Raw genomic sequence first — 14,945 nt, forward strand, 5'->3', positions numbered from 1 at the left:
GTTATTTAATTGTAGGGATTAAGGAAGGTTAACCGCTTACCTGTACCGAAATCCTTAGGTGCTTTGTTTCGCTTGCTTACCACACCTTAAGCAGGCTATTCTCATTTTTCGATGCCCCGGTTGCCGATCCAATGAGAAGGAAAACCGGCGGGACAAAAGCTATGCTAATTCTAAATTAGGCAGCTAAGGCGTAGTTATTTTCGCCATTTGTAAGTTTGAGCGTTCAGATTTAAGCGCTAATTCACCCAACGCGCTGCATGCTTACTTAGTTATCTCCATCCTGTCAATTCCGGTCGACCCCATATTAGAGTTGGCAGTTTTAGTTGCCAGTTTGTAGATATTACAAAAGTACAAAAAATATACCATAAGGGGCATAGAATGCAGTTTAATGACATTATTGCTGCCAAAACAAACTATTAACTGCCCACTGTACGCCCCGGATATGCTTTTAAGCCTTCTGCCAAACAAACCATTGCTTTATTCAGGTCGTCGTTATTTAATACGTAGGCCATTCTCACTTCGTTAAATCCTGCTCCGGGGGTACTATAAAAGCCTGTTGCGGGTGCCATCATAACTGTTTGGTTTTCGTAACTAAAGCTTTCCAGCATCCACTGGCAAAATTTATCAGCGTTATCAATCGGGAACTTTGCTACCACATAAAACGCGCCACCCGGGTTAGGGCAGTAAACGCCTTCTATTTTATTAAGGGCGCCTACCAAAGTATCGCGGCGTTTGGTATATTCTTTATTTACGGCTGTAAAATATTCGTCAGGCGTATCAACCGCAGCTTCGCCTGCAATTTGCTCTACCATACCTGCTGATAAACGTGCTTGTGCGAATTTCAAACCTGCTGCCAGTACCTCTTTGTTTTTGGTGATAAGGCAACCTAAACGGGCACCGCAGGCACTGTAACGTTTGCTTACGGTATCCATCACAATCACATTTTCATCCAGTCCATCTAAATGCATTGGCGATATAAACTTACGTCCGTCATAACAAAACTCGCGGTAAGCCTCGTCAGAGAATAAGTACAGATCATATTTCAAGGCCAAAACCTTTAAAGCGTCCAGTTCTTCTTGCGAGTACAGGTAACCGGTAGGGTTATTAGGGTTGCAAATAATAATTGCCTTTGTTTTAGGAGTGATCAGTTTTTCAAATTCGCTGATAGGGGGCAGGGCGAAACCATTATCTATATATGATAGGATGGGTTTTACCACAATATCGCTCTGGTTTGCAAAGCCATTGTAGTTAGCATAAAATGGCTCGGGGATGATCACCTCATCGCCCGGGTCAAGGCAGGTCATCATACCAATAGTAATGGCTTCAGATCCGCCGGTAGTAACAATTATATTTTCGGGTTTAATGTTGTAACCCAGTTTGTTATAGTATTCTGTAAGCTTTTTGCGATAGCTCAGCGTACCTTCAGATGGGGTATAGGCCCATACTTTAAAGTCGATATTTTTGATGGCATTAAGCATACCCTCAGGTGTTTCAATATCCGGCTGGCCGATATTAAGGTGGTACACTTTTTTTCCTTCAAGCTTAGCTTTATCAGCAAAAGGTGTTAATTTACGTATAGGAGATGCGGGCATCCGCTGCCCTTTTTGCGAAATTTTTGGCATGTGCAAAATTAGTAAAAAGATGTAATACACCTTTTGTAAAATCTATGCATACATAACATTATTTAAAGGCACAAAAAAAGGCATCGATTTATCGATGCCTTAAATGTCTTATAAGAGTGAGGCTTACTTACTGCTAACAGGTGCTTTCGCAACTACTTCGCCCACAATATTTAAATATTTTGTAGGTGTTTTAGCGTTTGAAGTAACTACAATGGTTTTGTTGAAAGCCGAAACTACAGCTGCATTGTAAGTGATCTTGATTGAACCTTTAGCGCCTTTTAAAACAGGTGTTTTGGTGTAATCAGCAATAGTACAACCGCATGTAGGTTTAACTTCGGTTAAAATTAATGGCTCGGTACCAACGTTAGTAAATTCAAATACAGTAGTAACCGGGGTTCCTTGTGCAATTTTACCAAAATCGTGCTTTTCCTCGTTAAATTTAAACTCGGCTTTTTGATCGTTTTGTGCAGATGCATTAAAGGCAAAGCCTAAAACCACCGCGCATATCAATAATATTTTTTTCATGTTACGTGTTTGATTATTACAAATATAAAAGGTTTAACGTAAATACAAAACTAATGTAAAAACTATATGTTTACATCTACCAATACAAATAACAGAATAGAATTTCTTAATTTTACCGCCTAAACAAAATTTTATATGCCCGAAACTGTAATACACACAGGTAGCAGTACAAATGCTTCCGAACTCAGTTTTGACGATTTTAGAAAAATTGTGATCAACGATTACCGTGTTGGCTTCGAAAGCCGCCAGGCCAGTATTATTGGCAGGCGCGAGGTGCTTACGGGGAAGGCCAAGTTTGGCATTTTTGGCGACGGAAAAGAAGTTGCCCAGTTAGCTATGGCCAAAGTTTTCCGCAAGGGGGACTGGCGTGCAGGCTACTACCGCGACCAAACTTTTATGTTTGCTACCGGCATGAGCAACCTTAAAGAGTTTTTTGCACAGCTTTATGCCAACCCTGATATTGAAAAGGACCCGGCATCGGCAGGCAGGCAAATGAATTGCCATTATGCAACACGTTATGTTGATGCCGATGGTAACTGGACCAACCAGGCCGAAACTATGAACTGCGCCGCGGATATTTCAACCACAGGTGGCCACATGCCACGTTTGCTGGGGTTGGCTTACGCCTCAAAGCTATATCGACAGAATAAAGAATTGGAATACCTGAAACAGTTTTCTGTTAATGGTAACGAGGTTGCTTTTGGTACTATAGGTAACGGTTCAACATCCGAAGGTTTATTTTTTGAAGCCTTTAATGCTGCCGGTGTGTTACAGGTGCCTATGGCTATTTCTATATGGGATGATGCCTACGCTATATCTGTACCTGCAAAGCTTCAAACCACTAAAGAAGATATATCAGAAATATTAAAAGGTTTCCAACGGGATAAAAACGCTGATGGGTACGAGATATTTAAAGTACGCGGATGGGATTATGTCGGCCTTTGCGAAACTTACGAACGCGCTATAAAAATTTGCCGGGAAGAGCATGTGCCGGTATTGGTACACGTTATTGAAATGACACAGCCGCAAGGCCACTCTACGTCGGGCAGCCACGAGCGTTATAAATCAAAAGACAGGTTAGCCTGGGAAGAAGAGCATGATTGCCTTTTGCAAATGCGCAAATGGATGATACAGTCTGCCATTATTTCTGCCGAAGAAGTTGATGCTTTAGAGGCCGAGGCTAAAAAATATGTTCGTAATTGCCAACGCGAGGCCTGGAGCGAACTGGAGGATGAGATAAAAGCAGAAATGGCTGAGGCAGTTGAGTTGATTGATAGTATAGCACAGCAATCTGCAAAGCGCGATGAGATAGTTGGCTTGATGTCGTCACTACAAACTTGTGTTGACCCGGGCAGGCGCGATACCATTGCCTGTGTACGCAAGGTTTTACGTTTAACGGTTAAAGAAAACTCTGATGCAAGGCAAAACCTTATTAATTGGTTGGCTGCCGAAAAAGATAAAAACGTAGAACGCTTTAACTCAAAGCTATTTACTGATACACCAAAATCGCCGTTATATGTACCGGTTGTAGCACCGCAATACGCTGATGATGCTAAGCTGATGGATGGGCGCGAGGTATTAAACGCCTGCTTTGATGCCAATTTTGAACGCGATAAATCTATTGTTGCTTTTGGTGAAGATGTTGGCTCAATCGGTGATGTGAACCAGGGATTTGCCGGTTTGCAAAGCAAATACAGTGATCTGCGTATTACCGATACCGGTATCCGCGAAGCAACAATTATAGGGCAGGGCATGGGCTTAGCCATGCGTGGTTTAAGGCCAATTGCCGAGATCCAGTACCTTGATTACCTGTTATACTCTATCACTGTTTTAAGTGATGATCTGGCCAGTTTAAGCTACCGTACCCGTGGCGGGCAACGTGCGCCTTTAATTGTGCGTACGCGTGGCCACCGTTTAGAGGGGATCTGGCACTCTGGCTCGCCACTTGGTTTGATATTGAATGCTATGCGTGGTATGCATATCTGCGTTCCGCGCGATATGACCCAAGCGGCAGGTATGTATAATACCCTGTTGCGGGGCGACGAACCTGCTTTGGTTATTGAATGCCTTAACGGTTATCGTTTAAAAGAAAAATTGCCAACAAACGTAGGCGAGTTTACCGTGCCATTGGGCAAGGCCGAAATAATAAAACAAGGCAGCGATGTTACTGTGGTTACCTATGGCTCTACCTTGCGTATAGTTATGGAAGCTGCCGAAGAACTGGAGAAGATGGGTATTAATATAGAGGTGATTGATCCTCAAACATTATATCCTTTTGATACCGATAATATCTGCGGTACATCTCTGCAAAAAACCAATAAGCTATTGGTGATAGATGAGGATCTGCCGGGTGGTGGTTCTGCCTATATCCTGCAAAAGGTTATTGAGGCACAAAACGGTTATTATTCGCTTGATTCGCAACCAAAAACTCTTTGCGCCGCCGAACACAGGCCGCCATATGGTTCAGATGGCGACTACTTCAGCAAACCATCGTTAGATGATGTTGTAGAAGCCGTTTATAATATCATGAACGAGGCTAACCCGGGTAAGTACCCTGCGATATATTAAAGGAAGTTTTTAGATATATTTAAAGGCCCGATAATTATCGGCCTTTTTTGTTTAAAATGTACGGTGTTTCAGCTGCAATTATTAGGCATTGAATTCTAAGTTTATTATATTCACATAATGAGGAAACTAATCTTAAGCGTTGTCATGTCAGCGGCAACATTATTTTCTGTAGAGAACGCTTTTGCGCAGCAAAAAAAGCAAATGGTGAGGTTTGCAAAAATTCAGGTAGACCCTTCACAAATAGAACAATATAATGCTGCACTTAAAGAACAGATGACGACTGCTGTTAGAGTTGAACCGGGAGTGCTGACATATTACGCTGTTGCCGATAAAAATGACCCATCACGTATTACCATACTCGAAATTTATGCTGATACGTCTGCTTACAAAGCACACATAGAAACGCCTCATTTTAAAAAGTACAAAGTCACCGTTCAAAACATGGTTAAATCACTCGAGTTGGTCGATGTTGATCTTATCAGTAAAGCAGTAAAACCTAATTAGATAACACATACTTGTCCACACCAACTAATAACAACTACCACTTTAATTTATCACGCAAAGACGCTAAGTCGCAAAGAAGTAAATCAAAATTTTGCGACTTAGCGTCTTTGCATGAAACATAAATTGCCGCCCCAAATTATTACATCAAACCCACATCACTTTTAACTTATTTCCCTAATTTCGCCGCTCAATAATTTCTCACTATGGATACTACATTTTCAGCAATCGCAAATAATATTAAGGCCCGCCGTACTATTAAACCGTCTACCATGAATGGTAATAAAATACCTAACGGCCACATAGCTTCTATATTAGAACTGGCCGACTGGGCACCTACACATGGTTTAACCGAGCCATGGCGCTTCATCGTTTTTGAAGACCCAAAAGTTTATTGTGCGCAACATGCCGAATTGTTTAAAGCCGCCAACCCGGGCGAAAGCTTTAACCCTACAGTATATACTAATTTGCAAAACCAGGGTAACAATGCATCGCATGTTATTATTGCTTACCAAAAACGTGGCGACTTGCCAAAGATCCCGCAATTTGAAGAAGTGATAGCTGCATCGTGCGCGGTGCAAAACCTTTTATTAGGTGCTACAGCGTTAAATATCGGCGCTTTTTGGAGTACTGGTGGTATGGTTTTAAAACCTGCTTATGCCGAGCATTTTGGCTTAGGTGCTGAGGATAGCATTTTAGGCGTTTTGTTTTTGGGCTACACAGAAGAACAGCCTGAAGGTAAAAGAAAGACACCTATAGAAGAAAAGATCACCTGGAATAAATAATAATTCCTGTTTTATTTTCGTTCCTCGTTTAGTAGTTGACATTAACCTTTTAGTAATAAAATTTCTTAAAAGTGCATGATTAGATTGCTGTGACAATATTTTTGGCTTTTTTGCGTATATTTGTCTTAACAAAATCAACTAATAGTATATCATTAGTGATTTGTTACCAAATTTAAACTAACCATTAAACCCAATATTTATGAGGAAACACTTGTGGTGGATCATTGGCGCTTTATTGTTATTTTCTATAACGGTTATCAGTTGGAAACCGACAAGCGCGATCGAGACAAATAAAAATACAGTTAAAACATACGGTGCGAAAGAACTTTTTGCACAGTACGTTTCAGATATTTATAACACAGCAAACCTGCAACAAACAGGTATGGATGTGGCTGTATTTCAAAAAGCGGTTACAGGTTTTTTAAACCTTAAGCTGGCTAATAAAATATCCCAAAACAGCAATATCATCACTGTAGTCGATTTTACCAGATCGAGCCGTGAAAAACGTATGTGGATCATCGATATAGTAAATAAATCGTTGGTATTAAACACATGGGTTGCCCACGGGCAAGGCAGTGGCGATGATATGGCCAACCGTTTTTCAAATAATGACGAGTCGCATCAAAGCAGCTTAGGTTTTTATTTGGCAAGCGAGGTTTATATGGGTAAACATGGCCGTTCATTAAAACTGGATGGTTTAGATGAAGGTATAAACAGCGCTGCACGGGCACGTGGTATTGTTATACATGCTGCAGATTATGTTTGCCAGAACACTATTAACCAGATAGGCAGATTAGGCCGCAGCTTTGGCTGCCCTGCAGTATCGCCAGAAGTATCTGATAAGGTTATTAATACTATTAAAGGCGGCTCTATGCTGTACATTAACGGTAACGATAGCAATTATACTTCGAAACTACTGGATGAAACAGCGCCTGCCAACTTTGTAACGCCTGACACCACAGGCACAGCTACAATGGCATCGCTTTAAACAAACTAACTAATTATAAAAAAGGCCGCCCGACATTACATATGTCGGCGGCCTTTTTTACGTATTATCGCTTTGTAAGCAACCACTCACATTCTCTATTCACTACAAAGCCGCTATCTGATCCTTGTTAGCCAAAAACTTTTGCAGGTGCCCGTATAATACAATATCTAAACCGTAAACATCCGGGCGGTATTGCAGGGTGCCTGTGCTATCTGCCCAGCAGGTTACATAGGTAATATAAACCGGTATTTTATTAGGTACTGCTATAGTTGTTGGTTCGGGGTTATCCTCACTCATGGCTTTTATAATTTTATCGTAAGTTGGGCCCTCACCAAATACGACCTTAGCTAAAGCCTGCGGGTCGCCAAGGCGAACACAACCATGACTTAAAGCACGCATTGTTTGGCTGAAACCACTTTTTGCCGGGGTATCGTGCAGGTAAACGCTGCTGTTGTTATTAAACAGGAACTTAATTTTACCTAACGAGTTATCATCGCCCGGGCGTTGTTTAAATTCATATTGGTCTTTAGATACGCTTCCCCAGTCAATAGTTTCCGGGTCTTCTACCTTTTTGCCGTTCTCATATACGTCTATACCTTTGTTTGATAGATAGTAAGGGTCTTGCGCGGCTTCAACCATTATTTCTTTACTGGCAATACTTTTCGGAATGTTCCATTCCGGGTTCACCTGTACGCTATGTATCACGCTATTTAGCTGCGGTGTTTCGCGACTGAACGGGCGGTCTTTTTTATCACTTTCATCATACTCAACTAAAGTGTTGGCATTATCCATATTACGGCCTTCGCCAACAACAACCTTCATATTCAGGATAGAATGACCATTATCCATTACATCCAAACGATAATCAGGAATGTTCACAATAACGTATTTAGGCTCACTTGGTTTGTTTTTCCATCTTAAACGCTCCATATTAACAACCAAATAGCGGGTGGTTTCTTCTTTAGTCATACCCTGTGCGGTGCCGCCACTCATTAGCGCTTTTTGCAGCATAAGGTATTGCGGGTCTTTTGGTTGTATGCTATCCAGGTATGCTTTAAGGTTTTGCGCACGCAACGTTTTTAACATCGATGCACTGTCAGGGCGTTTTGTTGCAGTGAAGTAGCGCGCGTATATTTTACGCGGACTAACCATACCATACTCCAGCGCGCTTGAATAGTTAATAAGAGAATTAGCCATTAATATTTCTAATTCTGCAATATCGTGGTAAGCTTCATCTAAATTTTTAATCCCTTTTTTGTCTTTAAATTTAGCAACCAGTTGTTTGATTTGGTCGGCCTTAAACATTTTAGGGTCGAGGCCATGCTGACCTGCCTTTTCAAAATAATTAGATATAATATCTACATCGCCGTTAAAGATATGGTCCATCACAAAAACGGGGTCATAATCATTTTGCACGTAAAAAGAGGTTATCAAATTGGGATTAGCCATTTTGCCTTTATTATCAATAAGTACCTGTTTAAATACATCGGCAAAGCCTTCGGGCGTGGCATCTTTAAAAACTTTGTTTTGCGTTTTCTTGTAGAGTTCGGCACCCATATCTGAGCGACTTTTTTTCTTACAGCTTTGGATAGTTAGGGCGAGTATACAAAACAGGGTGAGTAGCATCGGCAGGGCCGATTTTTTTTTAGTATTTGATAGTATCATGTAAATATTCTTAATAGTTTATCTGCTTATATGCAATACCTATACCATAAAGCTGTGCAAACATTTATTTTATGATTTACTTTAGCCTGATGCGATAACGCAGAGCAATGATTTATATTTGAATTATGGCGAATGATAAACTTCCTGAAGTATGGCTGCGCGGCCCCTTAACTCATATTCCTGCTTTATTACAACCTATCGCGCATGCATTATTGCAGGCACGCGAGGAATTGAACGACTTGATGAGCGGTTTCCCGGATGAATTGCTTGGGGAAAAAGTTGCCGGAATGGCATCGCCGGGGTTTCATTTGCAGCATTTAACCGGCGTGCTTGACAGGCTTTTTACTTATGCCCGTGGCGAAGCTTTGACCGAAAAGCAATTAAATTATTTATCTGCCGAAGGCAAACCGACTACTAAAATATACATCGTTACCGAATTAGTGAATGCTTTTAATATCCAGGTTGATTTATCCCTGAAGCAGTTAAGCGAAACCAATGAAGCCACCCTAACGGATTTTAGAGGAGTAGGCCGGGCGCAATTGCCATCAACCGTAATTGGGCTTTACACACACAGCGCCGAACACACCATGCGGCATTTAGGGCAATTGATTGTAACGATAGGGGTGTTGAGGGAAAGAAGGTGATTAAAACCTAATTGTCATTTCGATGAGCATGGGTTGGCTTGTGTGTGTGGGCGAAGAGAAATCTTGTTCATTATGCAGTTACCTACCTGTCACTTGAACAAGATTTCTCCTCGTACCTCGTTCGAAATGACATGCGGATAAATGGGGTTATTTATTCACTATCTCCGCTATATCCCTGTAATCCCGTGCATGATAGGTAACCCCTTCATTGGTATACTTATCCAATGGGTCGAACAAAAAAGTATCGATACCTAAATCCATGGCCGCTTTTATCTCAGATTTTGGGTCGTCGCCAATTACCAGCACTTCTTCGGTTGTATAACCGTTTTCCTGCATTATTTTCTGGAATACGTCCTTCTTAGTTTTGGGGGATTGCTCAGGATCTACCACGTAGATCTTTTTGAAATCAGCCTCTATGTTCAGCATTCTTACTTTACTCATTTGCAGTTTGGTAAAGCCGGTGGTCACCAAAAATTTATCTATGGGGATTTGTTGCAAAATGCTGTATTGTTCAAAAGGATGCATGGGCTCATCAAATTCGCAATTGCGCAGCATTTCCATACCTTGCGTTTTTAGTTCATCGCTAAAGCCAAATTCATCTGCTACATGCTGATAGGGGCGGCGGGTAAGCTCATCTTTGGCTTTGGTGGCTGCCTGCCTGTCTTGTTCGCCAAGGTTCTCGTCTATCAGCTTAAATAACTTGCCAAACAGATGATCTGCAATTGAGCTAACGGGATAAATGGTATTATCGAGGTCTAAAATTAAAACACGTTTCATAGGTTAATTTAAAGTAATTGTTCGGGCAGGGCGGCAATGTCTTCGGCAGCAACAGTTTCAATAGGGTTTTTGTTGTTATTGTACAGTAAATAATAACCGCCAGCCGTTAATAACGACAAGACACCCAGCAGCCACCATAACGATTTAAACCCGCCATAATAAATAACCTGGCTGCCTATTGCCGGTGCCAGTATCTGTGCTGCTGACCACGACATGGTATACAAAGCCGCGTATTCGCCACGGTTATAGTTGTTTGTACGTGCTATCCAAAAGGAGTTCATGAACGGCATGCTCATGATCTCGCCAAGGGTAACCAGTATAACCACCAATATAGCAGTTGCTATACCTGCCGGTAAGATATTGAGCAATACAAAGCCGAAGCCTGTTATCAGCACTCCCCAAATAATATAGATTAAGGCATGCCTTTTACCTTCCAGGTAATTGATCAACACCATCTCGATAGCCACAATGAGCAGTCCATTCAATGCCAGCAGGAAGCCAATTAAACGCTCGCCAAAATGCCAGCTGAGTTTATAAAACACAGGCTCCATGATAAAGAACTGAAAGAAGCATAATCCAAATATTGTGGATAGAAAGATGAACCATAGATAGGTTTTGTCTTTATACGCCGATGAAACCGGACCGGCCTGTATAGGTTTAACTTCCGATTTTTTGATAGCAGCCCGTGGCATTAGTTTGAGCAGCATCAGGGCTGCCAGTATATTGGTACAACCATCAACCCAAAACAATAAATGATAATTGATAGATGCCAGGTAACCGCCTAACCCGCCGCCAAATGCCCAGCCCAGGTTAACCGCCAAACGGTTCAATGAATAGGAGCGGGTTTTGTTTTCGGGCGAACTGTAATGCGCGATAGCCGTTGAATTAGCCGGGCGGAATGCCTCGTTACAAAAACTCAGTATAAACGTGCCGATGCCAAGCGTTAGAAAGGTACGCTGGTAACCCAATACAATAAACAGGATACCGCCGCTTAAAAGCGTAATTACCTGCAGATCGTAAAAGCCTATTTTATCGGTAAGCTTACCACCCGTAAACGCGCCAAAAATAGAGCCGATACCAAACAAAGCCATTATATAACCCGCCTGTACAACACTAAAATGTAATTGATTAATACAGTAAATACTCAGGAACGGCACTACCATAGTACCACTGCGATTGATGAACATCACAATGCTGAGATACCAGCTATTTGGCGATAAACCGCTGTAAGCTTTTTTGTAGAGTTGGGTAAGGGAAGGCATTATTGCAAAATTAAGATTTAAGTGGAAAGCAAAAAGCTTTACTTAAAGCCTTTGCTACAATTTCGAGTTCCTGTTTCTTAGCCAGTGATCGGCCAGTACAAGGGCGGCCATAGCTTCCACAATAGGCACCGCACGAGGGACGACACAAGGGTCATGGCGGCCTTTGCCGGAGATCTCGGCGGCGTTGCCTTCACCATCTATCGTTTGCTGGCTTTGCATAATGGTGGCAACAGGTTTAAAGGCCACTTTAAACTCGATAGGCATACCATTGCTGATACCACCTTGTATACCGCCCGAGAAATTGGTGCGGGTACCAATGCTGCCATCGGCGTTTTTAATAAAAATATCGTTATGCTCCGATCCGCGCATTTCGCTGCCGCTAAAGCCCGAGCCAAACTCAAAACCGTGCACTGCGTTGATGCTTAACATCGCTTTACCCAAATCGGCGTGTAGCTTGTCAAATACCGGGTCACCAAGGCCAACAGGGCAATCTTTAATATAACAACTCACCTTACCTCCAACAGTATCGCCTTGCTTGCGGATGCTGTCGATAAACTCTATCATTTCTTCGGCAGTGGCAGGGTCAGCACAGCGCACTATGTTTTGTTCGCGTACTTCTAAAAACTCTTCGGCGCTTTCAATAAACACATTTGGCGCGTTAATGGTTCCTACACTGCTTACGTGAGCCAATATCTCTATGCCTTGTGTCTTCAATAAAAGCTTAGCTAAGGCGCCCGCAGCTACACGTGCTGCTGTTTCGCGGGCTGATGAACGGCCGCCGCCGCGATGATCACGAATGCCATATTTTGTGGCGTAGGTATAATCGGCATGCGATGGGCGGAATACATCTACATTATGGCCGTAATCTTTTGAACGCTGATCTTCGTTAGGGATGATCATAGCGATAGGAGTACCTGTGGTTTTACCCTCAAACACACCCGACAGGATCTTAACTATGTCGCTTTCCTTACGCTGGGTGGTAATTTTTGACTGACCAGGTTTGCGTTTATCCAGCTCGCCTTGTATATAATCCAAATCAACATCAAGCCCGGCAGGGCAGCCGTCGATAATTACGCCTATAGCTTCGCCATGCGATTCGCCGAATGTTGTTATCCTGAATAATTGACCAAATGAATTACCTGCCATGATGTTAGATTTTAGATTGCTTCTTTCCGCGCGTCATTGCGAGGTACGAAGCAATCTCTGAACTTTGCATTGCAATTTACATGTAGGCAACTCCTATCTGGAGATTGCTTCGTACCTCGCAATGACGCTTTATTATTATGCTGGTTTTACTTCAAAACCAATTTTCTGTAAATCTAGCCAGAACGCCGGGTACGATTTTTCAACCACGTCGGCATCTTCAATTTCCAGTTCGGGTATCACTGTTGCCAGCGGCGCAAAGGCCATTGCCATACGGTGATCATCGTAAGTGTTTACAAACATACGCTGCGGAATTTGCTTTTCGCTGCAATCCAGCTTGTAAACCTGTCCTTTTTCTATCAGCTTAACACCAATTTTTGCCAGTTCGGTTTGCAGAGCTAATATACGGTCGGTTTCTTTAATTTTTAAAGTCTCCAGTCCGGTAAAGCTTGCATCGTGACCTAAAGCCGCGCATACCACAATAATGGTTTGGGCCAGATCCGGGCATTCCTTCAGATCGAAGATCTTACGGAAGATTGGCTTCGGTTCTTTAGTTAACAGCACACCGCCATCTTTAAACTGTGAGGTGATACCAAAGTTGGCCATCAGCTCGGTAATAACGCTATCGCCTTGTAGGCTGTAAGATGTTAATCCCGGCAAGAAAAGTTCGGCCTCATCACTTAAAGCAGCAATAGCATACCAGTAGGAGGCAGCGCTCCAATCCGGTTCAATATGCAGCGATGTTTGGGCATATTCCTGGTGCTCAATAGAAATAACATTGTCCTGCCAGTTGTGCTGGATACCAGCCTGTTTAAGCATGGTCAGGGTCATTTCTACATACGGGCGCGAGGTTAGCTCACCTTCAATATGTAACTCTAAACCTAAAGGCAGCCGAGCAGCTATGAGTAACAATGCAGTAATATACTGACTGCTTATATTACCTTTAATACTGATCTTACGAGTTTGCTGCTCAAAACTGCCTTTAAGTTTAACGGGGGGGTACCCCTCATTTTCTTCATAACTGATATGGGCACCCAAACTGCGCAATGCATCAACCAATACCCCTATTGGCCTTTGCTTCATCCTCTCACTGCCTGTTAGTATTACTTCCTGATCGCCAATGGCATAATACGCCGTTAAAAAACGCATAGCTGTGCCAGCAGGGCCGATGTTGATTTCAGTGGCTGGTGAGTGGTGAGCAGTGAGTGATGAGTGATTCTCAACAACTGCTAACTGCTCACTTTCAACTGCCGACTTCCTCAAGATCCCCGCAAGGGTAACCGTATCTGCCGCATCAGAAATATTTTCAACTTTTACCTTACCGCCACTAAGCGCCTCGATAACCAGGGCACGGTTGCACTCACTTTTTGAACCGGTGAGTTGTACCGTACCGTTTACCGTTTTGCCTTTTTTGGTAAGTATGATGTTATGCTTCATTATAGAAATTATATAGCCTCACCTAAATCCTCTCCAAAGGAGAGGACTTTAAAACCTCACTCTCTTTAAAACCCTCTCCTTTGGAGAGGGCAGGGTGAGGCTTTTTACGCGTGTGTCAATTTTTCGGCAGGAACTTCCTGGCCGGCATTCATGATCTCGGTTTGTTTACGGATAGATTCGCTGTGCATCAGCTCTAATAATTTCTCGGTAAACTCTGTGCTTAATTTTAACGCTTTTGCATAGCTGGTGCGTTTGTGCAAGATCTCGTCCCAACGGCTAACCTGTAAAATGGTAATGTTGTTATCTTTTTTGTAGTTACCTATCTTCTCAACTATCTGCATACGCTCGGCTATTTTTTGGATCACCAGGTCGTCTATCTTGTCGATCTGGTTACGCAGTTCGTGCAGTTTATCATTTACTTCTACATTCCTAACTTCTGGTTTGCGTAAAGTTAAATTGTCAATAAGCTCCACTAAAGCGGCAGGGGTAACCTGTTGTTTAGCGTCTGTCCAGGCAATAGAAGGGTCAATATGCGATTCTATCATCAATCCCTGCATATCCATATCCAGCGCTTTTTGGGCGATGTAGGGGATCAGGTCACGGTTACCTGTAATGTGGCTTGGGTCGTTAATGATAGGTAATTCCGGAGCCAATGTTTTCAGGCTGATGGCCAGATCCCACATTGGTTCGTTACGGAAAGCTGATTTTTCGTATGATGAAAAGCCACGGTGAATAGCAGCCAGTTTAGTGATACCTGCATTGTTGATACGCTCTAAAGCGCCAATCCACAAAGTAAGATCGGGGTTAACCGGGTTTTTAACCATCACCGGGATATCAACACCTCTAAGGGCATCAGCAATTTCTTGTACGGTAAAAGGGTTAGCGGTTGAACGTGCGCCCACCCAAAGGATATCTACACCAGCTTTTAAGGCTTCTTCTACGTGCTTGGCAGTAGCTACCTCAACAGCGGTAGGCAAGCCGGTTTCTTCTTTGGCGCGTTTTAACCATTCTAAGCCAATGCTGCCAAT

The 14,945-nt window shown here is 42.6% G+C and carries 13 protein-coding genes and 1 other RNA gene; 5 read left to right on the forward strand and 9 right to left on the reverse strand.

What is annotated here, in order from left to right; all coding sequences use genetic code 11:
• The 3 genes from ssrA to JWQ85_RS01655 all read right to left on the reverse strand — a co-directional run.
• Nucleotides 1–301: a transfer-messenger RNA gene (gene ssrA, locus JWQ85_RS01645) on the reverse strand; the annotation flags it as partial.
• A gap of 115 nt (nucleotides 302–416) precedes the next feature.
• Entirely contained in the window at nucleotides 417–1,622 is a 1,206-nt protein-coding gene (locus JWQ85_RS01650) for a pyridoxal phosphate-dependent aminotransferase (RefSeq protein ID WP_299462943.1), read from the reverse strand.
• 123 nt (nucleotides 1,623–1,745) lie between these two features.
• On the reverse strand, nucleotides 1,746–2,147 hold the full coding sequence (locus JWQ85_RS01655) for a DUF1573 domain-containing protein (RefSeq protein ID WP_299462946.1): 402 nt from the start codon (nucleotides 2,145–2,147) through the stop codon (nucleotides 1,746–1,748).
• A 135-nt stretch (nucleotides 2,148–2,282) separates the two neighbouring features.
• Between JWQ85_RS01655 and JWQ85_RS01660 the strand changes: the two genes are divergently transcribed.
• From JWQ85_RS01660 to JWQ85_RS01675, 4 genes are all read left to right on the forward strand, one after another.
• Nucleotides 2,283–4,715, forward strand: coding sequence for a thiamine pyrophosphate-dependent enzyme (locus tag JWQ85_RS01660; protein WP_299462949.1), 2,433 nt, complete (start codon nucleotides 2,283–2,285; stop codon nucleotides 4,713–4,715).
• A 144-nt stretch (nucleotides 4,716–4,859) separates the two neighbouring features.
• Nucleotides 4,860–5,219, forward strand: coding sequence for a putative quinol monooxygenase (locus JWQ85_RS01665; protein WP_299462952.1), 360 nt, complete (start codon nucleotides 4,860–4,862; stop codon nucleotides 5,217–5,219).
• Between the two features lie 203 nt (nucleotides 5,220–5,422).
• Nucleotides 5,423–6,001 carry a nitroreductase gene (locus tag JWQ85_RS01670; RefSeq protein WP_299462955.1) on the forward strand — a complete coding sequence of 193 codons (579 nt, stop codon included), beginning with the start codon at nucleotides 5,423–5,425 and terminating at the stop codon, nucleotides 5,999–6,001.
• A gap of 199 nt (nucleotides 6,002–6,200) precedes the next feature.
• The gene (locus tag JWQ85_RS01675; protein WP_299462958.1) at nucleotides 6,201–6,989 is read left to right on the forward strand and encodes a murein L,D-transpeptidase catalytic domain family protein; all 789 of its coding nucleotides are present in this window, start codon (nucleotides 6,201–6,203) and stop codon (nucleotides 6,987–6,989) included.
• Nucleotides 6,990–7,091: 102 nt separating this feature from the next.
• Here JWQ85_RS01675 and JWQ85_RS01680 read toward each other — a convergent pair whose 3' ends face one another.
• A complete protein-coding gene (locus JWQ85_RS01680; RefSeq protein ID WP_299462961.1) occupies nucleotides 7,092–8,654 on the reverse strand; it encodes a L,D-transpeptidase family protein in 1,563 nt (520 codons plus the stop codon).
• Between the two features lie 125 nt (nucleotides 8,655–8,779).
• Between JWQ85_RS01680 and JWQ85_RS01685 the strand changes: the two genes are divergently transcribed.
• On the forward strand, nucleotides 8,780–9,298 hold the full coding sequence (locus JWQ85_RS01685) for a DinB family protein (RefSeq protein WP_299462963.1): 519 nt from the start codon (nucleotides 8,780–8,782) through the stop codon (nucleotides 9,296–9,298).
• Nucleotides 9,299–9,445: 147 nt separating this feature from the next.
• Here the strand turns inward: JWQ85_RS01685 and JWQ85_RS01690 are convergent, their stop codons facing one another.
• The 5 genes from JWQ85_RS01690 to JWQ85_RS01710 form a co-directional block, all read right to left on the reverse strand.
• Nucleotides 9,446–10,075, reverse strand: coding sequence for an HAD family hydrolase (locus tag JWQ85_RS01690; RefSeq protein ID WP_299462965.1), 630 nt, complete (start codon nucleotides 10,073–10,075; stop codon nucleotides 9,446–9,448).
• Nucleotides 10,076–10,083: 8 nt separating this feature from the next.
• The gene (locus JWQ85_RS01695) at nucleotides 10,084–11,337 is read right to left on the reverse strand and encodes an MFS transporter (protein ID WP_299462968.1); all 1,254 of its coding nucleotides are present in this window, start codon (nucleotides 11,335–11,337) and stop codon (nucleotides 10,084–10,086) included.
• Nucleotides 11,338–11,391: 54 nt separating this feature from the next.
• Nucleotides 11,392–12,483: a chorismate synthase gene (gene aroC / locus JWQ85_RS01700; RefSeq protein ID WP_299462970.1), complete on the reverse strand. Its 1,092-nt coding sequence runs from the start codon at nucleotides 12,481–12,483 to the stop codon at nucleotides 11,392–11,394.
• A 135-nt stretch (nucleotides 12,484–12,618) separates the two neighbouring features.
• Entirely contained in the window at nucleotides 12,619–13,917 is a 1,299-nt protein-coding gene (aroA, locus tag JWQ85_RS01705; RefSeq protein ID WP_299462973.1) for a 3-phosphoshikimate 1-carboxyvinyltransferase, read from the reverse strand.
• 104 nt (nucleotides 13,918–14,021) lie between these two features.
• The coding region (locus tag JWQ85_RS01710; RefSeq protein ID WP_299462976.1) for a chorismate mutase at nucleotides 14,022–14,945 on the reverse strand (924 nt) is incomplete at its 5' end.

This window comes from Mucilaginibacter sp. (assembly GCF_028288105.1).
Classification (GTDB): Bacteria; Bacteroidota; Bacteroidia; order Sphingobacteriales; family Sphingobacteriaceae; genus Mucilaginibacter.

What these genes read in the sequence shown, in the direction of transcription:
- aroC (WP_299462970.1), bottom strand. Translation starts at nt 12,483, where the DNA reads ATGGCAGGTAATTCATTTGGTCAATTATTCAGGATAACAACATTCGGC.
- JWQ85_RS01655 (WP_299462946.1), bottom strand. Translation starts at nt 2,147, where the DNA reads ATGAAAAAAATATTATTGATATGCGCGGTGGTTTTAGGCTTTGCCTTT.
- JWQ85_RS01690 (WP_299462965.1), bottom strand. Translation starts at nt 10,075, where the DNA reads ATGAAACGTGTTTTAATTTTAGACCTCGATAATACCATTTATCCCGTT.
- JWQ85_RS01665 (WP_299462952.1), top strand. Translation starts at nt 4,860, where the DNA reads ATGTCAGCGGCAACATTATTTTCTGTAGAGAACGCTTTTGCGCAGCAA.
- JWQ85_RS01695 (WP_299462968.1), bottom strand. Translation starts at nt 11,337, where the DNA reads ATGCCTTCCCTTACCCAACTCTACAAAAAAGCTTACAGCGGTTTATCG.
- JWQ85_RS01680 (WP_299462961.1), bottom strand. Translation starts at nt 8,654, where the DNA reads ATGATACTATCAAATACTAAAAAAAAATCGGCCCTGCCGATGCTACTC.
- JWQ85_RS01675 (WP_299462958.1), top strand. Translation starts at nt 6,201, where the DNA reads ATGAGGAAACACTTGTGGTGGATCATTGGCGCTTTATTGTTATTTTCT.
- JWQ85_RS01660 (WP_299462949.1), top strand. Translation starts at nt 2,283, where the DNA reads ATGCCCGAAACTGTAATACACACAGGTAGCAGTACAAATGCTTCCGAA.
- aroA (WP_299462973.1), bottom strand. Translation starts at nt 13,917, where the DNA reads ATGAAGCATAACATCATACTTACCAAAAAAGGCAAAACGGTAAACGGT.
- JWQ85_RS01650 (WP_299462943.1), bottom strand. Translation starts at nt 1,622, where the DNA reads ATGCCAAAAATTTCGCAAAAAGGGCAGCGGATGCCCGCATCTCCTATA.
- JWQ85_RS01670 (WP_299462955.1), top strand. Translation starts at nt 5,423, where the DNA reads ATGGATACTACATTTTCAGCAATCGCAAATAATATTAAGGCCCGCCGT.
- JWQ85_RS01685 (WP_299462963.1), top strand. Translation starts at nt 8,780, where the DNA reads ATGGCGAATGATAAACTTCCTGAAGTATGGCTGCGCGGCCCCTTAACT.